General features: G+C 63.3%; 29 protein-coding genes. 10 read left to right on the top strand and 19 right to left on the bottom strand.

The annotated features are described in order from the left end of the window. Positions 1-19: 19 nt before the first annotated feature. The gene (locus NL532_RS19915; protein WP_023829951.1) at positions 20-1,288 is read right to left on the bottom strand and encodes a multidrug effflux MFS transporter; all 1,269 of its coding nucleotides are present in this window, start codon (positions 1,286-1,288) and stop codon (positions 20-22) included. A 118-nt stretch (positions 1,289-1,406) separates the two neighbouring features. After that, positions 1,407-1,742 (bottom strand): Grx4 family monothiol glutaredoxin, encoded by a 336-nt coding sequence (gene grxD / locus NL532_RS19910; RefSeq protein WP_023669102.1) that lies wholly within the window; start codon positions 1,740-1,742, stop codon positions 1,407-1,409. A gap of 160 nt (positions 1,743-1,902) precedes the next feature. Between grxD and NL532_RS19905 the strand changes: the two genes are divergently transcribed. After that, positions 1,903-2,736 (top strand): phosphodiester glycosidase family protein, encoded by an 834-nt coding sequence (locus NL532_RS19905; protein ID WP_023829950.1) that lies wholly within the window; start codon positions 1,903-1,905, stop codon positions 2,734-2,736. Between the two features lie 12 nt (positions 2,737-2,748). On the opposite strand, the gene NL532_RS19900 is transcribed toward NL532_RS19905, so the two are convergent. The 3 genes from NL532_RS19900 to purL form a co-directional block, all read right to left on the bottom strand. Continuing rightward, entirely contained in the window at positions 2,749-2,982 is a 234-nt protein-coding gene (locus NL532_RS19900) for a BolA/IbaG family iron-sulfur metabolism protein (RefSeq protein WP_010909092.1), read from the bottom strand. A gap of 99 nt (positions 2,983-3,081) precedes the next feature. Beyond that, positions 3,082-3,606, bottom strand: a complete 525-nt coding sequence (locus tag NL532_RS19895) for a hypothetical protein (RefSeq protein WP_023829949.1) — start codon at positions 3,604-3,606, stop codon at positions 3,082-3,084. Continuing rightward, complete coding sequence (gene purL / locus NL532_RS19890; RefSeq protein WP_023829948.1) at positions 3,603-5,834, bottom strand: phosphoribosylformylglycinamidine synthase subunit PurL; 2,232 nt, start codon at positions 5,832-5,834, stop codon at positions 3,603-3,605. Before purL ends, NL532_RS19895 begins: the two co-directional genes overlap by 4 nt. A gap of 189 nt (positions 5,835-6,023) precedes the next feature. Between purL and NL532_RS19885 the strand changes: the two genes are divergently transcribed. Continuing rightward, on the top strand, positions 6,024-6,188 hold the full coding sequence (locus NL532_RS19885) for a hypothetical protein (protein WP_023669098.1): 165 nt from the start codon (positions 6,024-6,026) through the stop codon (positions 6,186-6,188). Positions 6,189-6,230: 42 nt separating this feature from the next. Here the strand turns inward: NL532_RS19885 and NL532_RS19880 are convergent, their stop codons facing one another. After that, complete coding sequence (locus tag NL532_RS19880; RefSeq protein ID WP_023684885.1) at positions 6,231-7,643, bottom strand: aminotransferase-like domain-containing protein; 1,413 nt, start codon at positions 7,641-7,643, stop codon at positions 6,231-6,233. Between the two features lie 93 nt (positions 7,644-7,736). Here NL532_RS19880 and NL532_RS19875 point away from each other — a divergent pair, with 93 nt between their 5' ends. Beyond that, positions 7,737-7,976: a DUF1127 domain-containing protein gene (locus NL532_RS19875; protein ID WP_023829947.1), complete on the top strand. Its 240-nt coding sequence runs from the start codon at positions 7,737-7,739 to the stop codon at positions 7,974-7,976. Between the two features lie 12 nt (positions 7,977-7,988). Here the strand turns inward: NL532_RS19875 and NL532_RS19870 are convergent, their stop codons facing one another. The 6 genes from NL532_RS19870 to NL532_RS19845 form a co-directional block, all read right to left on the bottom strand. Next, positions 7,989-8,633, bottom strand: a complete 645-nt coding sequence (locus NL532_RS19870) for a Pr6Pr family membrane protein (RefSeq protein WP_023829946.1) — start codon at positions 8,631-8,633, stop codon at positions 7,989-7,991. 4 nt (positions 8,634-8,637) lie between these two features. Then, entirely contained in the window at positions 8,638-9,048 is a 411-nt protein-coding gene (locus NL532_RS19865; protein ID WP_023669094.1) for a hypothetical protein, read from the bottom strand. A 40-nt stretch (positions 9,049-9,088) separates the two neighbouring features. Continuing rightward, complete coding sequence (gene purQ / locus NL532_RS19860; RefSeq protein ID WP_023829945.1) at positions 9,089-9,757, bottom strand: phosphoribosylformylglycinamidine synthase subunit PurQ; 669 nt, start codon at positions 9,755-9,757, stop codon at positions 9,089-9,091. 1 nt (position 9,758) lies between these two features. Continuing rightward, positions 9,759-10,001: a phosphoribosylformylglycinamidine synthase subunit PurS gene (gene purS / locus NL532_RS19855; protein ID WP_023669092.1), complete on the bottom strand. Its 243-nt coding sequence runs from the start codon at positions 9,999-10,001 to the stop codon at positions 9,759-9,761. A gap of 88 nt (positions 10,002-10,089) precedes the next feature. Next, positions 10,090-10,884 carry a phosphoribosylaminoimidazolesuccinocarboxamide synthase gene (gene purC, locus NL532_RS19850; RefSeq protein ID WP_013532127.1) on the bottom strand — a complete coding sequence of 265 codons (795 nt, stop codon included), beginning with the start codon at positions 10,882-10,884 and terminating at the stop codon, positions 10,090-10,092. Between the two features lie 105 nt (positions 10,885-10,989). Further along, positions 10,990-11,112: a hypothetical protein gene (locus NL532_RS19845; protein ID WP_280790911.1), complete on the bottom strand. Its 123-nt coding sequence runs from the start codon at positions 11,110-11,112 to the stop codon at positions 10,990-10,992. A 47-nt stretch (positions 11,113-11,159) separates the two neighbouring features. Here NL532_RS19845 and NL532_RS19840 point away from each other — a divergent pair, with 47 nt between their 5' ends. Continuing rightward, on the top strand, positions 11,160-11,480 hold the full coding sequence (locus tag NL532_RS19840; protein WP_023669091.1) for a DUF1476 domain-containing protein: 321 nt from the start codon (positions 11,160-11,162) through the stop codon (positions 11,478-11,480). A gap of 127 nt (positions 11,481-11,607) precedes the next feature. After that, positions 11,608-12,381 carry an HpcH/HpaI aldolase family protein gene (locus tag NL532_RS19835; protein WP_023669090.1) on the top strand — a complete coding sequence of 258 codons (774 nt, stop codon included), beginning with the start codon at positions 11,608-11,610 and terminating at the stop codon, positions 12,379-12,381. Positions 12,382-12,400: 19 nt separating this feature from the next. On the opposite strand, the gene NL532_RS19830 is transcribed toward NL532_RS19835, so the two are convergent. Beyond that, on the bottom strand, positions 12,401-12,955 hold the full coding sequence (locus NL532_RS19830; RefSeq protein ID WP_023694132.1) for an RBBP9/YdeN family alpha/beta hydrolase: 555 nt from the start codon (positions 12,953-12,955) through the stop codon (positions 12,401-12,403). Positions 12,956-13,150: 195 nt separating this feature from the next. Between NL532_RS19830 and NL532_RS19825 the strand changes: the two genes are divergently transcribed. After that, positions 13,151-13,966: a VOC family protein gene (locus NL532_RS19825; RefSeq protein WP_023754381.1), complete on the top strand. Its 816-nt coding sequence runs from the start codon at positions 13,151-13,153 to the stop codon at positions 13,964-13,966. A gap of 15 nt (positions 13,967-13,981) precedes the next feature. On the opposite strand, the gene NL532_RS19820 is transcribed toward NL532_RS19825, so the two are convergent. From NL532_RS19820 to NL532_RS19805, 4 genes are all read right to left on the bottom strand, one after another. Then, positions 13,982-14,710 (bottom strand): metallophosphoesterase family protein, encoded by a 729-nt coding sequence (locus NL532_RS19820; RefSeq protein ID WP_023829944.1) that lies wholly within the window; start codon positions 14,708-14,710, stop codon positions 13,982-13,984. Positions 14,711-14,718: 8 nt separating this feature from the next. After that, entirely contained in the window at positions 14,719-16,020 is a 1,302-nt protein-coding gene (gene purB, locus NL532_RS19815; RefSeq protein WP_023829943.1) for an adenylosuccinate lyase, read from the bottom strand. A 59-nt stretch (positions 16,021-16,079) separates the two neighbouring features. Beyond that, positions 16,080-16,499, bottom strand: a complete 420-nt coding sequence (locus tag NL532_RS19810; protein ID WP_245261354.1) for a hypothetical protein — start codon at positions 16,497-16,499, stop codon at positions 16,080-16,082. 101 nt (positions 16,500-16,600) lie between these two features. Next, the gene (locus tag NL532_RS19805; protein WP_023829942.1) at positions 16,601-17,326 is read right to left on the bottom strand and encodes a DUF2259 domain-containing protein; all 726 of its coding nucleotides are present in this window, start codon (positions 17,324-17,326) and stop codon (positions 16,601-16,603) included. A 137-nt stretch (positions 17,327-17,463) separates the two neighbouring features. Here NL532_RS19805 and NL532_RS19800 point away from each other — a divergent pair, with 137 nt between their 5' ends. After that, positions 17,464-17,718: a DUF2171 domain-containing protein gene (locus NL532_RS19800; protein WP_023669083.1), complete on the top strand. Its 255-nt coding sequence runs from the start codon at positions 17,464-17,466 to the stop codon at positions 17,716-17,718. Between the two features lie 7 nt (positions 17,719-17,725). Here NL532_RS19800 and NL532_RS19795 read toward each other — a convergent pair whose 3' ends face one another. Next, on the bottom strand, positions 17,726-18,745 hold the full coding sequence (locus tag NL532_RS19795) for a P1 family peptidase (protein ID WP_023829941.1): 1,020 nt from the start codon (positions 18,743-18,745) through the stop codon (positions 17,726-17,728). Continuing rightward, positions 18,745-19,815 (bottom strand): branched-chain amino acid ABC transporter substrate-binding protein, encoded by a 1,071-nt coding sequence (locus NL532_RS19790; RefSeq protein ID WP_023739381.1) that lies wholly within the window; start codon positions 19,813-19,815, stop codon positions 18,745-18,747. Before NL532_RS19790 ends, NL532_RS19795 begins: the two co-directional genes overlap by 1 nt. A 180-nt stretch (positions 19,816-19,995) precedes the next feature. Here NL532_RS19790 and NL532_RS19785 point away from each other — a divergent pair, with 180 nt between their 5' ends. From NL532_RS19785 to NL532_RS19775, 3 genes are read left to right on the top strand one after another with little or no spacing between them, the layout of a single operon-like run. Continuing rightward, complete coding sequence (locus NL532_RS19785) at positions 19,996-20,523, top strand: flavin reductase (RefSeq protein WP_023739380.1); 528 nt, start codon at positions 19,996-19,998, stop codon at positions 20,521-20,523. Next, positions 20,520-21,449, top strand: a complete 930-nt coding sequence (locus tag NL532_RS19780; RefSeq protein WP_023711480.1) for an AAA family ATPase — start codon at positions 20,520-20,522, stop codon at positions 21,447-21,449. The genes NL532_RS19785 and NL532_RS19780 overlap by 4 nt, the downstream gene beginning before the upstream one ends. 4 nt (positions 21,450-21,453) lie before the next feature. Then, positions 21,454-22,719, top strand: coding sequence for a vWA domain-containing protein (locus tag NL532_RS19775; protein WP_023806475.1), 1,266 nt, complete (start codon positions 21,454-21,456; stop codon positions 22,717-22,719). The last annotated feature ends 39 nt before the right edge of the window (positions 22,720-22,758 follow it).

Genomic DNA, 22,758 nt, shown 5'->3' with positions numbered 1-22,758 from the left:
CGTAGCGCAGAACAGTTGCTCAATGCAGGTCGGTGACGTGCCCTGAAATGGGTGGGTTGTGCGGCTGGAACATCTTGCCGCGCTCGGCGATCAGGATCATCAGCAGGGCCGCGACCGAGACGCTGCAGAAGCCGGCGGCAAGCGGCGTCACCGTGCCGTTGAAGGCCTGGCCGATCAGCGTGCCGAGGATGCCGCCGAGAAAAGTCTGCATGAAGCCCAGGATGGACGACGCGGTGCCCGCCAGTTGGCCGAGCGGCTCCATCGCGAGCGCGTTGAAATTGGCGCCGAGCGCGCCGAACGGGAGCATCGCACTGGCGAAGAAGGTGATGAACAGCCAGAGTGGCATCTTCATTTGAAGCGAAACGGTGAGCCAGGCAAGGCTGATCACCAGGAACAACAGCAGTGCGCTCTGCGACAGGCGGCGCATGCCGATGCGGCCGACCAGGCGCGAGTTGAGGTAGTTCGAAAAAGCGAGAACGCCGGCGACACCCGCGAAGATGACAGGAAACAATTCGCCGACATGAAAAATGTCGACATAGATCTGCTGTGCGGAGGCGATGAAGCCGAACATGGCGGCGAAAATGAAGGTGCTGGCAAAGGCGTAGCAAAGCGCCATGCGGTTGGTGAGCACGATGCGGAAACCACCGACGACGGATGAGACTGTCAGCGGCCGGCGGTACTCCGGATGCAGCGTCTCCGGCAGCCGCAGCAGCGACCACGCCGACACGATCAGCGCCCCGACGGCCATGGTGACGAAGATCCAGTGCCATGTTGCGAACAGCATGATGACCTGGCCGATCCCAGGCGCGATCACCGGGATGGCCATGAACACCATGAAGATCAGAGACATCACCTCGGCCATGCGCCGACCGTCGAACGTGTCGCGCACGATCGAGACGGCGATGACGCGGGTCGCCGCCGCACCGATGCCTTGCACCAGCCGGCACAGCAGCAGGACGGCGAATGACGGGGCGATGGCGGCAGCTGCCGCCGCCACGACATAAATCGCCAGCCCGGCAACGAGCGGCGCGCGGCGCCCGAACCGGTCCGAGATCGGTCCGAAGAAAAGCTGTCCGCCACCGAAGCCCAATATATAGGCGGTGATCACATACTGGCGGTGGTTTTCATTCTCAACGCCAAGCGTGGCGCCGATTTGCTGCAGTGCCGGCAGCATGATGTCGATGGCCAGCGAGTTCAACGCCATCAGTGCCGCGCACAGCGCGATGAATTCCCAGCGCGGAATAGGCAATTTGCGTCCCTGTTGCGGCGCTTTTGCTGGCTGGTCCACGGCGGGTCCGATCTTCAAAACGAATATGCGCCGGCATGCCGGCGCATAAGTTCGTCCTCACTCCGATAGGGGGAGGTAACATTTTGCCGGGGCGGGGCTGCCCCGTCTCAACTCAGAATCAGGCTGTCGCTTTGACGCTGACGCCCTTGTCGACGAGCAACGTCTGCAGCTCGCCCGCCTGGAACATTTCGCGGATGATGTCGCAGCCGCCGACGAATTCGCCCTTGACGTAAAGCTGCGGGATCGTCGGCCAGTTCGAATATTCCTTGATGCCCTGGCGCAGTTCGGCCGAGGTCAGCACGTCGACGCCCTTGTAGTCGGCGCCGATGTAATCGAGGATCTGGACGACCTGGCCGGAAAAGCCGCACTGCGGAAAACCGGGCGTGCCCTTCATGAAAAGGACGACGTCGTTGCCCTTCACTTCGCTGTCGATGTAGTCGTTGATGCCGCTCATGAGATATCCTTTCACGCCTGTGGGAGTCAGGCTCGAAGCATAGCCATCAAATAAACCCATAGATGGGCCGAAACAAGATGTTTGCGCCGCCGTCGCGGAAATGGCGCAAAGGATCGCCTGTCTTGGGCCAAGCATCCGACCCGATTGCAGCCTTCGGAACATGATGAAAAGACGATATGGCGCCGCCCTTCCGATCGCCATCCTGCTGGCGGCGATTGCCGTTGTCTGGTGGCCGAGACGCCCGGAGCCGCCGCCGCTGGTCATTGGCGGTGACCTGCCCGCGCCTTGCCGGAATGTCGCCTTCGAGGCGGTGACCTATGTCGTTTGCGAGATCGATCTTCGCGCCGACAGCATCGGTGTTTTCCACGCTGGCGCCGATGGCAAGCCTTTTGGTTCGCTCGAAGCCTTCGAAAAGGCGGTTGCGGGCGAGGGGAGGCCGGTGCTGCTCGCCATGAATGGCGGCATGTATCACGAGGATTTGTCGCCGGTCGGGCTCCTGGTCGAGGACGGCAGCGAAAAGTCACGGCTCAATCTTGCCGACGGCGAAGGCAATTTCTTCCTGAAACCGAACGGCGTTTTTCTGGTGGGCAAGGACGGCAAGGCGGCTGTCATGGAAAGCAACGCCTATGCGGTCACCAAACGCGATGTTGCCTTCGCCACGCAGTCCGGCCCGATGCTGGTGATCGATGGCAAGATTCACCCACGCTTCGAGCCGAACGGAACCTCGCGCTACATCCGCAACGGCGTCGGCGTGCGCGATGAAAACACCGTTTTGCTGGTGATCTCGCGGTCTGAGGTCAGTTTCGGCAGCTTTGCGCGGCTGTTTCGCGACGCGCTACAATGCCGCAACGCGCTGTTCCTCGACGGCGCGGTCTCCGCGCTGTCGGATGGGAAAAGAATGATCGTCGGCGGAAAATACCCGGCGGGCCCGATCATCTCAGTGTCGGCGAAGCCGATCACGTCAGTGTCGGCGAAGCAGCCGCAGAAACAGTAGGCCAGTCTGGCTTCAGTCCGGCACGCTGGTCTGCAGGGCCAGCGCGTGCAGCACGCCGCCCATATTGCCCTTCAGCGCATCATAGACCATTTGGTGCTGCTGGACGCGGCTCTTTCCGCGGAAGCTTTCGGCCACCACTTCGGCTGCATAGTGATCGCCGTCACCGGCGAGGTCGCGGATCGTCACCTTGGCGTCCGGAATGCCGTCCTTGATCAGTTTTTCGATGTCGTGGGCATCCATTGCCATGGCAAAATCCTGTTCTGGGCGGCTAGGCACGAGTGACTCGGACGGCAGCCTAAAGCCTTTCTGGTCCGGGTTGAAGCCGTTCTGTCGGCGACGCAGTGTCTAAGGGCCATCCTGCCGCGGGTGAACCACACCATCTTCGGTAATGTCGTCGCGGGTCGAGAACCCCCGGCCAAGGCTGGACACCAGGACATAGAGCGGGATGTTGAGCGCCAGGTTGATAATCGGGAGATAGCTGGTCATCTGCCACAAGGGCGAAAAGAATGGTTGGCCATAGCCGTCGCAGATCAGCGATGACCCGTATTCCCACAGCGCGCCGGTAATGACCGCAATGGCAAAGAGCTTGATGCAGGTGGCGACATGCCTTGCGCGCGCCGGGTTCGGCAAAAGGCGGCTCCACAGCACCAGGCAGACGATGGGGATCGCATAGATCAGACTTTGCAAGGCCAGCATCTGCAGTGTGCCATTGGCCGCCTCAATGAACTGGTCACGCCTTTCCAGCAGCGGACAGACCTCGCTCGAGGTCGTCGACAGCAGGAAAAAGACGAACGGCCCGAGGAACCAGAAGAAGAACAGCGACGGCCAGAAGACGACTGCGATCAGCGTCCGGGCTGCCAGGCTGGTCAAATGGACTTGTCCATGAAGTTCGGGAACCAGCCTTCGTGGGCGGCGGTCAATTCGCTGACCGGGATCGCCCTGGCATCGCCGAGCTTCAGTTCGTTTCCACCGGTCGAGCCGATCCATGGCGCAAAGATGCCGAGCCTGCTCTGTTCCTCGCGGATGGCGTCCCATTCCTTGCTCTGCGGATCGACGGACAGCGTCAGGAGGTAGCGGCCCTGGTCTTCGCCGAACCAGACCGGGATCGGGTCGGTGCCGGCGAGCCCCGGAATTGTGGCGCCGATGCCGGACGCCGTCGCCATCTCGGCCAGGGCCACCGCAAGGCCGCCATCGGAAAGGTCATGCGCCGCGGTGACGACGCCCGACGCGATCAGCGCGCGCACGTGGTCGCCGACGCGCTTTTCATGGGCGAGGTCGACGGATGGCGGCGGCCCGTCGGTACGGCCATGGATGTCCCTGAAATAGGCGGACTGGCCGAGATGGCTGCCCCAGCTTGCGGGTGCGCCGACCAGCAGGATCATCTGGCCCTCGGCGGCAAAGCCGATACGGGTCATCTTCGACCAGTCGGCAATCAGCCCGACGCCGCCGATGGTCGGCGTCGGCAGGATGCCCTGGCCGTTGGTTTCATTGTAGAGCGAGACATTGCCCGACACGATCGGGAAGCCGAGCGCGCGGCAGGCATCGCCAATGCCTTTCACCGCGCCGACCAGTTGGCCCATGATCTCGGGCCGTTCCGGATTGCCGAAATTGAGGTTGTCCGTCGCCGCCAGCGGCAGCGCGCCGGTGGCGGTAAGGTTGCGCCAGCATTCGGCCACCGCCTGCTTGCCGCCTTCATACGGGTCGGCCTCGCAATAGCGCGGCGTCACGTCGGAGGAGAAGGCGAGCGCCTTGGTCGGATGGCCTTCGACGCGCACCACGCCGGCGTCGCCGCCCGGAAGCTGCAGCGAATTGCCCTGGATCAGCGTGTCGTATTGCTCCCACACCCATCGCCGCGACGACAGGTCCGGCCCGCCGAGCAGTTTCAGCAGCGCGTCGGCGACATCGGCCTTCGGCGCATCGCCGGCGGCAAGCGCCGCAGGTTTCTTCGGCTCGACCCAGGGGCGGTCGTATTCCGGCGCCTTGTCGCCAAGGTCCTTGATCGGCAGGTTGGCGACCTCGTCGCCCTGGTGAATGACGCGGAAGCGCAGATCGTCGGTGGTCTTGCCGACAATGGCGAAGTCGAGGCCCCATTTGTGGAAGATCGCCTCGGCTTCCTTTTCCTTCTCGGGGCGCAGCACCATCAGCATGCGCTCCTGGCTCTCCGACAGCATCATCTCATAGGCGCTCATGCGCTCTTCGCGCACCGGCACCTGGTCGAGGTGAAGCTCGATGCCGAGGTCGCCCTTGGCACCCATCTCGACCGCCGAACAGGTGAGGCCGGCCGCACCCATGTCCTGGATGGCGATGACGGCGCCGGACGCCATCAGCTCAAGGCAGGCTTCGAGCAGGCATTTTTCCGTGAAGGGATCGCCGACCTGCACGGTCGGGCGCTTCTCGTCGATCTTGTCGTCGAACTCGGCCGAGGCCATCGTGGCGCCGCCGACGCCGTCGCGGCCGGTCTTGGCGCCGAGATAGACGACCGGCAGGCCGACGCCCTTGGCTTCCGACAGGAAGATCGCATCTGTCTTGGCGAGGCCGGCGGCAAAGGCGTTGACCAGGATGTTGCCGTTGTAGCGGGCGTCGAAATTGACCTCGCCGCCGACGGTCGGCACGCCAAAGGCGTTGCCGTATCCTCCGACGCCGGAAACCACGCCGCTGACCAGGTGCCTGGTCTTGGGATGGTCCGGTGCGCCGAAGCGCAAAGCGTTCATCGCCGCAATCGGCCGCGCGCCCATGGTGAAGACGTCGCGCAATATGCCGCCGACGCCGGTCGCCGCACCCTGGTAGGGCTCGATGTAGGAGGGATGGTTGTGGCTCTCCATCTTGAAGACGACGCAGTCGCCGTCGCCGATATCGACCACGCCGGCGTTCTCGCCCGGACCCTGGATGACCTGCGGCCCGGTGGTCGGCAGCGTGCGCAGCCATTTCTTCGAGGATTTGTAGGAGCAGTGCTCATTCCACATCGCCGAGAAGATGCCGAGTTCGGTAAAGCTCGGTTCGCGCCCGACCAGGTCGAGGATGCGCTGGTATTCGTCGGGCTTCAGCCCATGCGCAGCGATGAGTTCCGGGGTGATCGGCACGGAATTGGAAATGGTCATGGGCGGCGATTGATGTCCATGGGAGAGGGGAATTTGAGTCCCCCTCATATCGCAAGCTTTGGCGTGATACACCCCATTGGATGACGAAAAACGCCGGAAAACCACAGGGCGACGATGGTAGCGGGGAGCCGCTGGGGAACGCTATGGCATCCCGGCCGTTAGGCCTCAAACCAACCAGGAGATTTCGACATGGCCACCAAGCAAGGCAAGAAAGACAATCGCCTCTCCGACAAGGAGGCCATGCATATTGCCGAGACCACCGACGTTTCGCCCAAGCAAGCCAAGGACCTGGCCGAGAAGCACGGCAAGGACAAGGGCGCGAAGGAAGCCAAAAACTTCAAGGCAGAAGGCTGAACCTGAGATCGGTACGCAGGGGCACGGTTTGGCGCCAACGATTCAGGACGAACTGTCGTAGCCGGCGCGGCCTTCCTCCAGCAGCCGCCGGATCACCGCGACGCCGCCGGTGATGTCCTCGCGCCGCCTTGGCTGCGAGACGCCGAAACGCACGCCGTGAAAAACCTGCTCGGAACGCCCCGCCTTGAACTCGTCCTCGTCGTCGAGGAGCACGCCATTTTCGAGGCATGCGCTCCTGAACGTGCCGGACAGCCAGGGATCGGGCAGCGTCAGCCAGACGAAGGGCACGCTGCCGTGTGACTTGAAGGCGAAACCCGCCAGTGTCTCGCGCACGATGGCGATGCGGGCGGCAATTTCGGCAATGCTGCGTTTGCGGATATCGCCAGCCTGCCCTGACAGCACCAGCCGCGCATTCACCTCCGCCAGCAGGAACGGCATCCCGCCGGTCATCATCTTGTGGGCGACGCGGATGCGATGGCGATAGGCGGGCGGGCAGGAGAGCCAGCCGCCGCGAACACCTGCCGCGACCGATTTCGACAGACCGCCGGCGACAATGGTGCGCTCGGGTGCATATTCGGCGATGAGCGGCGTCGGATCTTCGGTCAGGCCGCCATAGAGATCGTCCTCGATGACGATGACATTGTACGCGCGCGCGACACGAGCGATCGCCTCGCGGCGCGAAACCGACAGGATCGCCAGCGTCGGGTTCTGCACCGTCGGCATCAGGAAGATCATCTTCGGGTGCTTTTGCGCGCAGACGCGTTCGAAATCCTCGGGATCGAGGCCTTCTTCGTCCGATGCCACCAGTGCTATGCGCCGCCCGATCAGCCCGGCGCTGCGGGCGATCTGCGAATAGGTGAGGTGCTCGAAGGCGACATAGTCGCCCGGTGTGGTCAGTGCCGCAATCGCCGCCATCACCGCGGCATGTGTGCCAAGCGTGGGAACGATGGTGTCGGCCGCCGGACGGAACGAATTGCGCGACAGCCAGCGGGCGCCGGCCTCGAACCAGCGCTCCGGAAAATCCCTGGTGTAGCTCGAAATCTCGTGCGGGTGATCCTGCACCGTGCGCGAGAGCATGTCGGCGACAATGGCGCCCTGGCCGATGTCGGGCGCGGCAGTGCTGTCGAAACGCAGCTTGCCGGGCGGTGCATCGACATAGCGCGTGCCTTGCACGGCCGGCTCGGCGAATTCGGGTGACGCCGCTTCCGATTGCTGCGCCAGCACATAGGTCCCGCGACCGACTTCGCCGCTCACCAGGCCGCGCTCGCGCAGCAGCTGATAGGCTCGGCCGATCGTGCCGACCGTCGTGCCGATATCATAGGCGAGATCGCGCTGCGGCGGCAATTTTGCCCCGGCATCGATGACGCCCTTGTCAATGTCCGACTCGATGCTGTCGGCAAGGCGCTGGTAAAGCGGGCCGGAACCGATGGTGAGGTCAGGGAGCCAATTTGTCATGGTGACAATTCTGTATATTGCACCAGATCGGGTGTCAATGCATATCAGAACCGTACTAAGATGGGTACAATTTGCAAGGTTGGCTGAAAGACAATGGATACAATCGAGACAATCCGCTGCGCGGGCATTGAATTGGTCGGGCCGGCCAGCCGGCGAGGCTTTGTCGGCCGGATCGTGCATGTGGTCAGATCGCTGGCGCGATGGATCGACGTGCTGATCGAGCGCCGTCGCGGCCGCCTGGCTTTGCTCGAAATGACCGACGAGCAACTCAGGGACATCGGTGTGTCGCGTGACGACGCCCACCGCGAAGGCATCAGGCAATTCTGGGACTGACCCGGAGCCCGGTCAGCGGCGCGCGCCGGATGTTCTTATGCGTGAGACGCCCTTGTCGGCAAGCACAGCGAGGATGCACAGCACCAGGAAAACCCCGGTGACAGCCAGCGCCGCAAGCGCGACGTTGGTCGTGCCGTTTTTCGCAACGTCGAGGAACGGGTAGGGCACTTCGCCTGCGATTGGTGCGCGTACAAGCGCATAGGCGAGATAGGCGATCGGATAGGCCATCCACCAGGAAATGTCGCTCCATCTCGCTCTGCCGTCGGCACCTGCTATCAGCCACCACAGCACGAACAGAACCGGCGTCACATAGTGCAGCAGCACGTCGCAGAGCAGGAACAGCCCCTGCGGCTGCCAGAGCTGCGCCAGAACGGTCGCATAGACGATGAAGACAAGCGCGATGGACACGGCGACGCCGGCCCGCATCCGCGGTCCGGCAAAGGCGGGCAGCCAGGCGTAGCCCGAAGGCGACAGCAGCGAGACATGGACCAGCACCGCACCGATGTTGGTCAGGATGGTGAAGAAGCTGAACAGAAAGACGATGGAGCCGAGAAAACTGCGGCCGGCCTCCATCGATGCCGGGATGGTGATGCACGCTTGCAGGACAAGCCCGGCCAGACCTATGACCAATCCCGCAAACTGCAGGAAGCGGCCCATGGCGTCAGGCGGCCGCGTTGCAGGAGGGGTTGCCCGTTTGCCAGCGCGCAATGTCGGATCCGATGCGCGCGCCGAGCGGATCGTCCATCAGCGGACCGAACACGTCGACGCGGCTGGAATTGCCTTGCGCCTGGACGACCAGCAGCGGCTTGCCGCCATAATGCTTGGCCGGCACCAGCAGGAAGCGGGGCGTGCCGCTGAACGAATTCAGCTCATTGGCCATCTGATAGGATTTGAAGGCGGGATCCTTGCTGGCGATCCAGCATTTGTGGGCCGATATCGCCACCTGCTCCATGGCCAGCAGCGAAGCGCTCTTGCCCGTGGGGACCGGCGCGCTCTTCGGGCTGGACTGGCAGGACGCCAACGCCAAGCCGGCAGCAGCCAGGGGACCTAGGCGAACAATCGTCAGTCTCATGGTCAACCGCCCCCGCGTTTTTGAAAGTAATTTTGAGATATCAGGCGGCGATGCCGAGCGCGCCTTCGAACAGAGCGCGGCCGTCGCTTCCGCCATGCGCTGCCTCGATCAGGTTTTCGGGATGCGGCATCAGGCCGAGCACATTGCCCTTCTCGCTGACGATACCGGCAATGTCGTTCATCGAGCCATTGGGATTGGTGCCCTCGGCATAGCGAAACACCACCTGTCCTTCGCCTTCGAGACGGGCAAGCGTGTCGGCGTCGGCGAAATAGTTGCCGTCGTGATGCGCCACCGGCGTGCGGATGATCTGACCCGGCTGGTAGCGGCGGGTGAACATGGTGTTGGCGTTGGCGATTTCGAGCTTCACCTCCCGGCAAACGAATTTCAGCGAGGCATTGCGCATCAGCGCGCCGGGCAAAAGGCCAGCCTCGACCAGGATCTGGAAGCCGTTGCAGACGCCGATGACCATGACGCCCTTGGCCGCCTTTTCCGCAACCGCCCGCATGACCGGCATGCGCGCGGCAATGGCGCCGCAACGCAGATAGTCGCCGAACGAGAAGCCGCCGGGAATGGCGATCAGGTCCACATCAGGGATTTCGGTGTCGGTCTGCCAGACGGTCGCCGGCGCCTGCCCGGAGATCTTGGTCAGCGCCGCAATCATGTCGCGGTCGCGGTTGAGGCCGGGGAGAAGAACGACAGCTGATTTCATATCAAGCGATCTCCACCGCGTAATTCTCGATCACTGTGTTCGCCAGCAGCTTGTCGCACATGGCTTTCAGATCGGCTTCGGCCTTGGCCTTGTCGGTCTCTGAGAGCTCGAGGTCGAAGACCTTGCCCTGCCGCACCTGGCCGACGCCGCCGAACCCCAGTCCGGACAGAGCGTGCTCTATGGCTTTTCCCTGCGGGTCGAGCACGCCGTTCTTGAGGGTGACGGTGATGCGGGCCTTGATCATGCTGGACAGGTTCCTGTTCGAAGACTTAGCAATTCCAGGAAAAGTCTGAAGCGGTTTTTCGTCCGGAATCGCGTCAAGAAATGAAGACTTAGTGCGGCTTGCCTTTGAGGCCATCGGTCGAGGCGACGAGCACCGGGCCGGTCGGGCGCGGCGGCTCGTTCTCGTTCATGATGCCGAGGCGGCGGGCAACTTCCTGATAGGCTTCGACGAGGCCGCCCATATCGCGGCGGAAACGGTCCTTGTCGAGCTTGTCCTGCGTTGCCACGTCCCACAGCCGGCACGAATCCGGCGAGATCTCGTCGGCAACGACGATGCGCATCATGTCGCCCTCGAACAGGCGGCCGCATTCGATCTTGAAATCGACGAGTTGGATGCCGACACCCATGAACAGGCCGGAGAGGAAGTCGTTGACGCGGATGGCCAGCGCCATGACGTCGTCGATCTCCTGCGGGCTTGCCCAGCCGAAAGCGGTGATGTGCTCTTCCGACACCATCGGATCGTCGAGCGCATCGGCCTTATAATAGAATTCGATGATCGAGCGCGGCAGAACGGTGCCTTCCTCGATGCCGAGGCGCTTGGACAGCGAGCCGGCGGCGACATTGCGCACCACCACTTCGAGCGGAATAATCTCGACTTCCTTGATCAACTGCTCGCGCATGTTGAGCCGGCGGATGAAGTGGGTCGGAATGCCCATGCGGTTCAGATGGTTAAAGATGTACTCGGAAATGCGGTTGTTGAGCACACCCTTGCCGTCGATGACCTCATGTTTCTTCTTGTTGAATGCGGTCGCATCATCCTTGAAGAACTGGATAAGTGTGCCCGGTTCCGGTCCCTCATAGAGGATCTTGGCCTTGCCTTCATAAATGCGGCGGCGATTTTTCATCTGATTTTTCTCTGGATTTGCGGGCAGGCGGCAAGCGACCAGTTCCTGTCCGTCTGCCTAAATTGGTGCGGCGACGGGTGGGGTTCAATGCCGGGTCTATCCCAATCACAGCGTTTGCTCAATCGGCAAATCCTTTCCATCGACCGCTTTCAGGAATGAAATGCCGCAGCGCAGCAAGTGATGTAGCATATTGACCGGCCCGCGCCCTTTTGGTTTGTGCTGCGGCAACACACATATCCATCGCCAACGCGAATCGATTTCATCGGAGGGAAGCCATGAGCAGCATGAAAGACCGCGAAGAGGGTTTTGAGCGCAAATTCGCCTTCGACGAAGAACTTCGCTTCAAGGCTTCCGCACGCCGCAACAAGGCGCTCGGTCTGTGGGCCGCCGAAAAGCTGGGCAAATCCGGCACTGACGCCGACGCCTATGCCAAGGAAGTTGTGGTTTCCGATATCGAGGAAGCCGGCGATCACGACGTATTCCGCAAGATCCGCAAGGATTTCGACGCCGCCGGCGTCGACCAGTCGGATCACCAGATCCGCCGCACCATGGACGAACTGATGGCGCAGGCGATCGAGCAGATCAAGAACACCTAGAGCGAGTAGCGCTGGACCAATCGACCGCCCGGTCCAGCCGGGCGGTTTTTCTTTGCCTTTTCAGCCTTTTCCGGCTGAAACTGTGCGTAGGCCTGTTACAAGGCTCTACCCAACGAGGAAAGCACCCATGTCCCTGAAGTCACGCCTGGCGGCGGATGAAACGCTGTTCACCGCCTGGTCCGGCGTTCCGGACGCTTTGACGGTCGAAATCATCGCCAAGCAGGGTTTTGACGCCGTCACCCTCGATATGCAGCATGGCGGACACCACGAAGACTCGGTCTTGCGCGGCCTGGTGCCGGTGCTGGCCGCCAACAAGCCGGCGCTGGTGCGCATTCCGGTCGGCCGCTTCGACATGGCCAGCCGCGCCCTCGATTTCGGTGCCGAGGCGGTGATTGCACCGATGGTGAATTCGGTGGCCGATGCAAAACTCTTTGCCGCGGCGATGAAATATCCGCCGATGGGCGAGCGCTCCTGGGGCCCGACCTATGCTTTTCCGCGCCATGGCAAAGGCGACCACGCCGAATGGCTGCGCGACACCAATCAACGCACCATGGCCTTTGCCATGGTCGAAACGCGCGCCGCACTCGATGCGCTGGACGGCATCCTCGACACGCCGGGCATTGACGGCATCTTCCTCGGCCCATCGGATTTCTCCATCGCCTGGTCGAATGGCGCCACCGTCAATTCGACGCTGGAAAGCATGATGGAAACCGTCGCCTCCATCGCCGAGCGGACGCGCAAGGCGGGCAAGCATGCGGCAATCTACGTCGTTGAGCCGGCGATTGCCGGCCGCGTCGTGGCGATGGGCTACCGGCTGCTGGCGATGGGCTCGGACCATGCGCTGATTTCGCTCGGCGCAAAGATACTCATCAAAAGCATGAACGATTCGATCAAGGGCTGAGGCGTGGTGCCTTGCCCGGTCAGGCCTTGAGGTCGGTCAGGAACTTGGCGAAGGTCATCGACCCTTCCGGCCACGGGCCGAAGCCGGCATCCTCATTGAGGTGACCGGTTTCGCCGGCATCGATGAACAGCGAACCCCAGGCGCCGGCAATGTCCTCGGCAACCTCGAAGGCGCAGAACGGATCGTTGCGGCTGGCGATGACGATGGACGGGAAGGGCAGCGGTTCGCGTGCATAGGGGCCAAAGGTCATCAGGTGACGCGGCCTTATCTCCGGGTTGGCGACGTCGGGCGGCGCGACAAAGAACGCACCGGCGACCGGCTTCCTGAACTGCGGAATGGCCTGCACCGCGGCCGCCACGCCCAGGGAATGGGCAACGATCACCACCGGCCGCTCGGCCTCGTTGACAGCGTTCGCCACGCTCGCCGTCCAGTCCTCGCGCACCGGCTTCGACCACTCCGCCTGCTCGACCCGGCGCGCCGTCGACAGTTTCGACTGCCAGCGTGTCTGCCAGTGTTGGGGGCCGGAATTGGTGTAGCCCGGCACGATCAGAATATCTGCGTCTTTGACTTTCATGGCGCTGAGATAGCGAGCGGCCGTGTCTCGTGCAACCCGCGCTGACGCATGCGGTGCATCACAATCGTGAACAACCTGTTCGATTCTTTCCATCTTGTGTGAACGATCAGGATCGACGATTTGAGGCGGGGAGAGATGGACAACAGAATAGGCTGGTGGCGCGCCCTAGGGATAACGCGCTGAACGGAGAGTCTTATGAGCGAACTGCCTTTTGCCGCGACGACCCCCGTCAGCGTGTCACGCGTGGGCCTGAAGGCGCGCGACGCCGAAGGACTTGCCGATTACTACCGGGCTGTTGTCGGCCTGCAGGAATTGAGCCGCGCCGATGGCGCCATCACGCTGGGCGCTGCCGAGCGCCCGCTGCTGGTCATCGAGCCTGACGCAGCGGCCAAGCCCGACGATCCGCGCAGCGCCGGCCTTTTCCACACCGCTTTCCTTCTGCCCAGCCGCGCCGATCTCGGCCGTTGGATAAACCATGCCGCCGCCAACAAGATCCGCATCGAGGGCGCCTCCGACCATCTGGTCAGCGAGGCTCTCTATCTGACCGACCCCGAAGGCAACGGCATTGAAATCTATAGGGACCGTCTGCCGCAGGAGTGGAAGTGGAACGGCGACAAGATCGCCATGGCGACCGAGCGGCTGAATCTGGCCGCCGTGGTTGGCAGCGTGCCGGCCGGTGACGCCGGCTGGCAGGGCGCGCCGCAAAACAGCATTATCGGCCATGTCCATCTGCGCGTCGGCCGGCCGGAAGATGCCGAGGCCTGGTGGCACGACGAATTTGGCTTCGACACGGTCGCTAAGTATGGAGGGCAGGCGGTGTTCCTGTCGTCGGGAGGCTACCACCATCATATCGGTGGCAATTCGTGGCACAGCGCCGGCGCCGGGCGCCGCGATCCGTCCCGCTCAGGGCTGGCCTGGGTCGAGATGCGCTCGGACAAGACAACCGCTGACATCACACGGGAAGATCCGTGGGGCACGGTGATCCGCACCGTACCAGGCGCCCCAGGCTGAGCGTCTGCTCGGTTCTTACAAGGAATTGGCGGCGTAGCCCGTCAGCAGCCCATGCGCCCAGCTGTCGAATCCGGTCGCCGTGGCGCGGCCGGATGCTTCGGTCCAGTCATAGCTGACCGTATGATGGCTGAACGACCATTGTCTGTCCTTGCGCGTGGCAAGGGCATAGCGGGCATCCGGACTGCCGGTCACAGTCAAACCTGGGAATGCCTGGACGCCGACACTGCCGGGATTGACGATTGTCCGGTTGTCCGACAAGCGCACAACGCGCGGCGTATGTGTATGGCCGCACAAGGTCAGCCCGGCGCCGGCGCTGCCCAGCTTGTGCCTGATCTGCTTTTCATTGGACGGGTGGAAGTGGCTGCCTCCGTCTTCCTCGAGCAGGAACACGTCGTCGTCACTGGGGCTGCCATGGCAAAGCAGGATGTCCTGGGCAGGCGACAGGGTGACCGGCAATGCGGAGAGCCAGGTCAATGACGCCTGGGACAGGCGTTGGTGGGTGAAAGCATCGACGTCTTCCAACCCGGAAGCAGGCGGCTCGACCAGCACACGGTCGTGATTGCCGCGCACGGTCGGCCAATTCTGCGCCATCAGATATTGCGCGGTTTCTTCAGGCCATAGCGGCCCGGAAAGACAATCGCCCAGATTGACGATTATGTCGGGAGAAGCGTCTTTGATCTGCGCATGAACCGCCTCAAGCGCGCGCAGATTCCCATGGATGTCGGAAAGGACGGCCAGCCGCATCGAAAAACCTATCCGAAAACCCGCTTGAAGATCGTGTCGACATGCTTGGTGTGATAGCCCAGGTCGAATTTCTCGCGGATCTCGGCTTCGGGCAGCGCTGCGGTGACTTCCTTGTCACCCAACAATTCCTCAAGGAAATCAGCGCCATGTTCCCATACCTTCATGGCGTTGCGCTGCACCAGGCGGTAGGCGTCCTCGCGACTGACGCCGGCTTGGGTCAGCGCCAGCAACACGCGCTGCGAATGCACCAGGCCACGGAACTTGTTCATGTTCTTCAGCATGTTGTCGGGATAGATCAGCAATTTGTCGACGACGCCGGTGAGCCGCGACAGCGCGAAATCGAGTGTTATCGTGGCGTCCGGGCCGATCATGCGCTCGACCGAGGAATGCGAAATGTCGCGCTCGTGCCAGAGCGCGACATTCTCCATCGCCGGCAAGGCCATGGAGCGCACCATGCGGGCAAGGCCGGTGAGGTTTTCGGTCAGCACCGGGTTGCGCTTGTGCGGCATTGCCGACGAGCCCTTCTGGCCCGGCGAAAAATACTCTTCCGCTTCCAGCACCTCGGTGCGCTGCAGATGGCGGATCTCGGTCGCCAGCCGCTCGACCGACGAGGCGATGACGCCGAGCGTGGCAAAGAACATGGCATGGCGGTCGCGAGGGATGACCTGCGTCGACACCGGCTCCGGCTTCAGCCCAAGCTTTTTCGCCACATGTTCTTCGACATAGGGATCGATGTTGGCGAAGGTGCCGATCGCGCCCGATATGGCGCAGGTGGCAATATCCTCTCGCGCGTGCACCAGCCGCTCGCGGCAGCGTGAGAACTCGGCATAGGCCTGCGCCAGCTTGACGCCGAACGTGGTCGGCTCGGCATGGATGCCGTGGCTGCGGCCGATGGTGACGGTGTCCTTGTGCTCGAAGGCACGGCGCTTCAGCGCGGCGAGCAGGCCGTCGAGGTCGGCCAGCAAAATATCGCTGGCGCGGCTGAGCTGCACCGCAAGGCAGGTGTCGAGAACATCCGACGAGGTCATACCCTGGTGGATGAAACGCGCATCCGGTCCGACGAATTCAGCGAGATGGGTCAGAAATGCGATGACGTCGTGCTTGGTGACGGCCTCGATCTCGTCGATCTTGCCGACGTCGAATTGGGCGGCGCCGCCTTTTTCCCAGATGGTCTTGGCGGCTTCCCTGGGAATGACGCCGAGCTCAGCCAGCGCATCGCAGGCATGGGCCTCGATCTCGAACCAGATGCGGAAGCGGGTTTCCGGCGACCAGATGGCGACCATTTCCGGCCGGGAATAGCGAGGGATCATCCGTCAGTCCTGATATGTCGGTGGTTAAGTGCGCCTCCTATCAGAGGCGGACCGAATGCTCAACGCTGCTGGCGTGCAAACCAAACGCTGGCGGCGGCAAGCGCGATGAATCCGAGCGGAAAATAGAGCCTGATACCCAGCACCACGAACTGGTAGAGCGCCGTCAGCGAGGTGAAGACCAGTTCGAACGCCCACCGGGCGGTGAAGGCCTCCGCGTGCCATTCGGCATAATAGGAGCGGTATTGCAGCGCAAACAACCCGCCGGTGAAGGCGAGCGTCGTGGCAAGCAGGCAGACGAAGGCGGCGGCGAACGCCACCTCCCAATGCCGGTCGAGCGAGACCAGCCGCGCCGCGAACAACCCGACGGGAAAGGCCAATGCCGCGCCGGTCGCAAACAGCAGGGCGACGAAGCGGATCTTTTCCGGGGTCTCCCAATTGTCGAGCCAAAGACCGGTCAGCGCGCTGGCGCCCATGGCCATCGCCCACAGCAAGGCGCCGACAAGCGCCGTGCCCGTCGATGGTACGGCGCGGCTGACGCGATTTCCGGCGCGCTTGCGCCAGCTGGATTGATCGAGCGATGTCACAGGCGTCCGGTCACGGCGATCCAGCGAAAATCCGGCCCTTCGAAGCCGTATTGGCGCACCGCGATCAGCACCGCATAGGCGCTGATGCCGTCCATCGAAAATGTCTGCACCGCGCCGATCCTGTAGCCGTTCGGGCAGCCACGGCTTTTCGGGATCGATTTATCCTCATGCAGCAGATGGGTCTGGCCGCCATCCCTGGCCTCGATCCGCAGCAAGCGAAAACCGTTGATCTCGCCTTGGCTCTGGCAGCTTTCGGTGTCGTTCATGCCGATCTCGTCCAGCCGGAATTCCAGCGGCGGGTCGACCGGCGAAAAGATCGGCCGTGGGTTGACCACCATGCGGAACGGGTCGGCCGACAATTCGGTCACCGGGTTGAAGCCGGCGGTGATGCCGCGGTTGGCGGTAAGCTCGGCCTGGGCAATGATTGCTTCGCCTTTTTGCCTGGCTTGCTGACGGGCCGTCTCGAGCGAGGCGGTCTCATCCTCCAGCCGGACCCGGATTGGCGTGCCCTTCAGGAACGTGTCGTCGGCGGTGTTGATGTAGTAGCGATTGGCATAGGGAAAGCCCGAACCGTCTGCCACACCATATTCCTCGAAGGCGGAGACGCTGCCATCCTTGCTGAAGCCGAGGATTTCAAGCTCGGCGACATCGCCCGCTCGGGCGGCCATGGCGGATGCCAGATGGACCAGCAGGCAAACGCCAATCAGGACGAGATTTCGCATCGGGGTTCCGCTCCGCCTGCCTTGGTTCGATCGTTCCCTATCACGAGACAGTCAAAACATCGTGCTATTCGAAAGGCGATGCATCCAATTTCGCCTCTGTTTGTTATCGTCGATCGTTTTCAAAAGGAGAACACCCCATGACTGAGGCCAGCAAGATTCGCGAGCATATGGAAGTGGTCGGCGCCGACGGCGTTCACATCGGCACCGTCGACAGGGTCGATGGCGAGCGGATCAAGTTGACCAAGGCCGACAGCGGCGAGGGCGCCCATCAGGGGCATCACCACTACATTCCCTTGAGCCTGCTTGCCGAGGTCGAGGGCCAGAAAGTCTGGCTGTCGGCGAATTCGGATGTCGCGGTCAGCTTCGAGGAAGAGGAGTCCGACCCGACCTGACTGAAAGTCAGCGCGACGACCACACCGCAAACAGATCGCCATCGGCCGGCGTCGCGGCGTGGATGCCGCGGCTGATGGCGCGCGCCATGGTGGCGCCGGCGGCGGCAAAGAAATCGACGGCATCGTCGGCGCTGAGTTCTATGCCGCTCTTGCCCGTCGCCAGCGCGAACACCAGATCGCCGTCAGCCGGCGTGTGCACGGGCCAGATGGCGCGCACGAAGCCGTCATGCGCTGAAATGGCCAGCCGCTTGGCTGCCGCCTTGGTCAGCACGGCGTCGGTGGCGATGACGGCGATGGTGGTGTTGCCACCGGCCTCGGCTTGTCCACCGACACGCTTGTCGCGGTGTTTCAATAGGATCCGCCTGGCGTCGTCCGGCATCGGCGAGGGATAGCCGAGGCCTCCGAATTCATCGCCGATCTCGAAGGGTGCTGCCCAGAAATAGCGGGTCCGCGCGATCGTTACCGAGCCGGTCGGGTTGGCGGCGGCCAGCGCGCCGATGGTGATGCCGCTGTCGAGCACGGTCGAGGCCGAGCCGAGGCCGCCCTTCAGCCCGGAGCTTAGCGCGCCGGTGCCGGCGCCGATTGTGCCGAGCGGAAAGTCGACTGTTGCCGCCTGAGCTGCTTCGTAGCCGAGGTCGCGGTAGGGCGGATAACGCCCCCAAGCCTTGTCGCCGCCATTGCGCAGGTCAAACAGGATCGCCGCCGGCACGATCGGCACCCGAAAGCCGCCGACATCGACGCCAATGCCTTTTTCACGCAACGCCGCCTGCACGCCCGACGCGGCGTCGAGGCCGAAGGCCGAACCGCCCGAAAGCACGACGGCATGAACCGCCTCGATGGAATTGTGCGGTTCGAGCAAATCGGTCTCGCGCGTGCCCGGCGCGCCGCCGAGGATCTGCACGCCACCGACCGCCGGTTCGTCGCACAATACGGTGGTGACGCCCGATTTCAGCGTGGCATCCGACGCGTTGCCGACGCGCAAGCCGGCGACATCGGTGATCAGATTGCGCGGCCCGGTGCGAAACATCAGTTCGTCTCCGCCGGCACGAAACGCGTCCCGTCGAAGCGGAAGGCGCGATAGAGGTTTTGGCTCAGATCGCCTTTGTCGTCGAACCGCAGCGGCCCGATCGCGGTGGTGAAATCATGCCCGGTTAGCGCGTCGGCCAGCCCCTTGCCCGAGGTCTGGGGCGCGGCCGAGGCCGCCTTGGCAATCTCCACCGCCGCGTAGGCCGGCAAGGCATAGCCATCCGGCGCGATGTTCTTGGCCGTAAACGCCGCCAGCACCTTGGGATCGGCGACATCGGCCCATTCCGGCGGCGCGATCATCAGCGTGCCGACGGCGTAAGGCACATCGCCGGGTGGCGTGCGCAAATTCTCGCCGCCGGCAAAGACAATGCCGGCCTCGAGCTGGCCGGCGTCGCGGCCCATAATGGCGATGTCGTCGCCGTCGCCACCGGCAAAGACATGCGTCGCGCCCGCCTTCTTCAGCCGGCCGATCAGCCCGATCTGGTTGTCGAGCTGCGGCCGGAACGTGTCTGTGAAGACCGGCTTCAGCGCCGCCTGTTCGGCCGCTGCGCGCAGCGTCTCGGCGATTTCGCGGCCATAGATGGTCCCGTCATCGACGATGGCGAACAATTCGCTCTGCCACAGCCGGGTCAGGATGCCGGCCACCGCATTGCGCTCGTCGTCGCCGCGTGGCCCCAGCCGGTAGACCGGCCAGCCGGTTTTGGCGCGGCGATCGGTCAGGCTTTCGGTGCGCACGCCAACGGTGATGACCGGTATGTTGGCGTCCTTGAGGATCGGCAGCGCCGCCTGGATCGCCTCGGTGCAGAGGAAGCCGACGACGATATCGACCTTCGCAGCGGCGAATTCCCTGGCGGCGGCAGCCCCGCCATCGGCGGTGCAGGCATCGTCGACCGTCCTGATCTCGGCGCCGTTGGCTTCTGCTGCCAGGGCAGCGCCCGCCTCGATCTGCTTGCCCAGGATCGCCGACGGACCGGACAGGGGCGCGGCGACGCCGACATGCAGCGTCTGCGCGCCGGCGCTTGCCGGCAGCAGCCAGAGCAGTGCCGCTATTACAGCTGTTGGGGGTCGCATTTTGACGACGAATTCCTCCGTGCCGGTCGCATGCTTCCAGCGTCTCTTGTGCCAAGACCTAAAGGCTGCCCGCCCCAGGCGCAACACGGGAATTTGCGGATTGGCGTCAACCACTTCGCTTGTGGCCTATTGTGTGCCGCCATATATAACGCTTGGGTTCCCGCTTATGGAAAATCATCGGTGTTGAAGTTGAACGACATAGGGCCTCAGGCCTATCGCGACGCGATGGCGCATTTTGCCGGCCACGTCCATGTGGTGACCACCGACGGGCCCGCCGGCAAACGCGGCACGACGGTGATTGCCGCCTGTTCGGTGTCGGACACGCCGCCGACGGTTCTCGTCTGTCTCAACCGCGAGAATGCCAAGAACGAGCTGTTCATGCAAAACGGCCGGTTTGCGCTGAACACGCTGGCTTCGCACCAGCAGCCCCTATCGGTGGCGTTTTCAGGCCTGACCGGGCTGTCGGCCGATGAGCGTTTCGGGCTGGGCGAGTGGGATGTCATATCGACGGGCGCGCCTACCCTGAAGGGCGCTCTTGCGGTTTTCGACTGCGAATTGATCGACACCAAGGATCTCGCCACCCATCGTGTGCTTTTTGGCAAGGTGACAGGCCTGCGCATGGGCGATAATTTGCGGCCGCTGATCTACCACGCCCGCGACTACCACGTGCTGCAGAGCGGAGCAGAGGCGGCAACGGAGAAAGAATGACCGAGCTGAAACCGCGCCCCGCGCCGCGGACGATCGACGAAACGCTCGATCTCCTGACCGGCGCGGACTATGTCGCGGACCGCTCGCTCGCAACGGTGCTGTTCCTGTCGCTGCGCATGCAGCGGCCGCTCTTCCTCGAGGGCGAGGCCGGCGTCGGCAAGACCGAGATCGCCAAGGTGCTGGCGCAGGCACTCGGCCGCCGGCTGATCCGCCTGCAATGCTATGAAGGGCTCGACGTCTCGTCCGCTGTCTATGAGTGGAATTACGCCGCGCAGATGATAGAGATCCGCATGGAGGAGGCGGCAGGCTCGGTCGACCGCTCCGACATGGAGCGCAATGTCTTTTCCGAAAAATACCTGATCCGCCGGCCGGTGCTCGATGCGCTGACCGGCAAGGCGGGTGCGGCCCCGGTGTTCCTGATCGATGAGCTCGACCGCACCGACGAAGCCTTCGAGGCGTTCCTGCTCGAAATCCTCTCCGACTTCCAGGTGACGGTGCCCGAGCTTGGCACGATCAAGGCGGAGGAGCCGCCGATCGTCATCATCACCACCAACCGCACCCGCGAAATCCACGACGCGCTGAAGCGGCGCTGCCTCTATCACTGGGTCGATTATCCCAATGCCGAGCGCGAGCTGGAGATCGTGCGGCGCAAGGTGCCGCAGGCCAACAGCCGGCTTTCGGCCGAAGTGGTGTCGTTCATCCAGAAGCTGCGCCAAGTCGAACTATTCAAGGCGCCGGGCGTTGCCGAGACCATCGACTGGGCCGGCGCGCTGACCGAACTCGACAAGGTGGCGCTCGATCCCGAAACCGTCTCCGACACGATCGGCGTTTTGCTGAAATACCAGGACGACATTGCCCGCATCGGCGCGGGCGAGGGCCGGCGCATCCTCGATGAGGTCAAGGCCGAACTGGCGGCGGCGGAGTAGGGCAGTGAAGGCGCCGGGTGCTTACCCCAAAGAGACCGAACCCAGAGAGGCGACGGAAGACGGGCGCATCGCCGACAACATCGTCTATTTCGCCCGCACCTTGCGCAAATCCGGCATGCGGGTCGGGCCGGCTTCGGTCAAGGATGGGATCGAGGCGGTGCTGGCAGCCGGCATCGGTTCGCGCGACGATTTCTACTGGACGCTGCATGCCGTGCTGGTGTCGCGGCACGAGGATCACCCTGTTTTCGACGAAGCCTTCCGGCTGTTCTGGAAATCGCGCGAGCTGATCGAGAAACTTCTGGTGATGTTCTCGCCGGTGGCGCCCGACACCAGGGAGAAGCAAAAGCCGCGCGCGGCAGAAAACCGCGTCAGCCAGGCCATGTTCGAAGGCCACGAGAAGAATCGGCCGGTCAGGGAAATCCCGGAGATCGAAGTCGACGCCCGGCTAACCTTCTCCGGGAATGAAGTGCTGCGCGGCAAGGACTTTGCCCAGATGAATGCCGACGAGATGGCAGACGCCAAGAAGGCGATTGCCCGGCTGCGGCTGCCGTTCGACATGGTCCGTACCCGACGCTTCAAGGCAGACCTGCATGGCCGCCGTATCGATCCACGCGCCATGATGCGCTCGGCCGCGCGCACCGGCGGCGAACTGATCCTGCCGAAATTCCGCTCAGCCCGCGAAGTGCATCCGCCGCTGGTGGTTCTCGCCGATATCTCCGGTTCGATGAGCCAGTACACGCGCATCTTCCTGCACTTTCTGCATGCGCTGACCGAAAAACGGCGGCGCGTGCACACCTTCGTCTTCGGCACGCGACTGACCAATCTCACGCGGCAGATGCGCCATCGCGACCCCGATGCCGCCCTTGCCGACTGCTCGGCGGCGGTGAAGGACTGGTCGGGCGGCACCCGCATCGGCGATACGCTGGCGGAGTTCAACAAGCACTGGTCACGCCGCGTGCTCGGGCAGGGCGCGGTGGTGCTTTTGATCACCGACGGTTTGGAGCGCGACGATGTTTCCGGCCTGTCGGAGGAGATGGATCGCCTGCACAAATCCTGCCGGCGGCTGATCTGGCTCAACCCGCTTCTGCGCTTTGGCGGCTTCGAGGCGCGGGCCCGCGGCGTCAGAGCGATGCTGCCTCATGTCGACGAGTTCCGCTCGGTACACAATCTCGATGCGCTGGCCGACCTCTGCGCCTCGCTGGACAAGAAATCGGCCGCTTCGGTCGATCCGCGTCGCTGGCTGGACGCTGGTGTCAGGCGCGCCGCATAGCCATATTGGATTCCGAAAAACAGGCTCCCAGAGAAAAAC

Origin of the sequence: Mesorhizobium sp. C120A (genome assembly GCF_030323105.1) — a bacterium.
Classification (GTDB): domain Bacteria; phylum Pseudomonadota; class Alphaproteobacteria; order Rhizobiales; family Rhizobiaceae; genus Mesorhizobium.
The sequence above is the reverse complement of the archived record's forward strand: the minus strand, read 5'-3'. Positions and strand labels throughout refer to the sequence as shown.

Excerpts from the sequence above, each read along its gene's own strand:
- grxD (WP_023669102.1), bottom strand. The coding sequence starts at position 1,742 with ATGAGCGGCATCAACGACTACATCGACAGCGAAGTGAAGGGCAACGAC.
- NL532_RS19905 (WP_023829950.1), top strand. The coding sequence starts at position 1,903 with ATGATGAAAAGACGATATGGCGCCGCCCTTCCGATCGCCATCCTGCTG.
- NL532_RS19900 (WP_010909092.1), bottom strand. The coding sequence starts at position 2,982 with ATGGCAATGGATGCCCACGACATCGAAAAACTGATCAAGGACGGCATT.
- purL (WP_023829948.1), bottom strand. The coding sequence starts at position 5,834 with ATGACCATTTCCAATTCCGTGCCGATCACCCCGGAACTCATCGCTGCG.
- NL532_RS19885 (WP_023669098.1), top strand. The coding sequence starts at position 6,024 with ATGGCCACCAAGCAAGGCAAGAAAGACAATCGCCTCTCCGACAAGGAG.
- NL532_RS19880 (WP_023684885.1), bottom strand. The coding sequence starts at position 7,643 with ATGACAAATTGGCTCCCTGACCTCACCATCGGTTCCGGCCCGCTTTAC.
- NL532_RS19875 (WP_023829947.1), top strand. The coding sequence starts at position 7,737 with ATGGATACAATCGAGACAATCCGCTGCGCGGGCATTGAATTGGTCGGG.
- NL532_RS19870 (WP_023829946.1), bottom strand. The coding sequence starts at position 8,633 with ATGGGCCGCTTCCTGCAGTTTGCGGGATTGGTCATAGGTCTGGCCGGG.
- NL532_RS19865 (WP_023669094.1), bottom strand. The coding sequence starts at position 9,048 with ATGAGACTGACGATTGTTCGCCTAGGTCCCCTGGCTGCTGCCGGCTTG.
- purQ (WP_023829945.1), bottom strand. The coding sequence starts at position 9,757 with ATGAAATCAGCTGTCGTTCTTCTCCCCGGCCTCAACCGCGACCGCGAC.
- purS (WP_023669092.1), bottom strand. The coding sequence starts at position 10,001 with ATGATCAAGGCCCGCATCACCGTCACCCTCAAGAACGGCGTGCTCGAC.
- purC (WP_013532127.1), bottom strand. The coding sequence starts at position 10,884 with ATGAAAAATCGCCGCCGCATTTATGAAGGCAAGGCCAAGATCCTCTAT.
- NL532_RS19840 (WP_023669091.1), top strand. The coding sequence starts at position 11,160 with ATGAGCAGCATGAAAGACCGCGAAGAGGGTTTTGAGCGCAAATTCGCC.
- NL532_RS19835 (WP_023669090.1), top strand. The coding sequence starts at position 11,608 with ATGTCCCTGAAGTCACGCCTGGCGGCGGATGAAACGCTGTTCACCGCC.
- NL532_RS19830 (WP_023694132.1), bottom strand. The coding sequence starts at position 12,955 with ATGAAAGTCAAAGACGCAGATATTCTGATCGTGCCGGGCTACACCAAT.
- NL532_RS19825 (WP_023754381.1), top strand. The coding sequence starts at position 13,151 with ATGAGCGAACTGCCTTTTGCCGCGACGACCCCCGTCAGCGTGTCACGC.
- NL532_RS19820 (WP_023829944.1), bottom strand. The coding sequence starts at position 14,710 with ATGCGGCTGGCCGTCCTTTCCGACATCCATGGGAATCTGCGCGCGCTT.
- purB (WP_023829943.1), bottom strand. The coding sequence starts at position 16,020 with ATGATCCCTCGCTATTCCCGGCCGGAAATGGTCGCCATCTGGTCGCCG.
- NL532_RS19810 (WP_245261354.1), bottom strand. The coding sequence starts at position 16,499 with ATGGCCATGGGCGCCAGCGCGCTGACCGGTCTTTGGCTCGACAATTGG.
- NL532_RS19805 (WP_023829942.1), bottom strand. The coding sequence starts at position 17,326 with ATGCGAAATCTCGTCCTGATTGGCGTTTGCCTGCTGGTCCATCTGGCA.
- NL532_RS19800 (WP_023669083.1), top strand. The coding sequence starts at position 17,464 with ATGACTGAGGCCAGCAAGATTCGCGAGCATATGGAAGTGGTCGGCGCC.
- NL532_RS19795 (WP_023829941.1), bottom strand. The coding sequence starts at position 18,745 with ATGTTTCGCACCGGGCCGCGCAATCTGATCACCGATGTCGCCGGCTTG.
- NL532_RS19790 (WP_023739381.1), bottom strand. The coding sequence starts at position 19,815 with ATGCGACCCCCAACAGCTGTAATAGCGGCACTGCTCTGGCTGCTGCCG.
- NL532_RS19780 (WP_023711480.1), top strand. The coding sequence starts at position 20,520 with ATGACCGAGCTGAAACCGCGCCCCGCGCCGCGGACGATCGACGAAACG.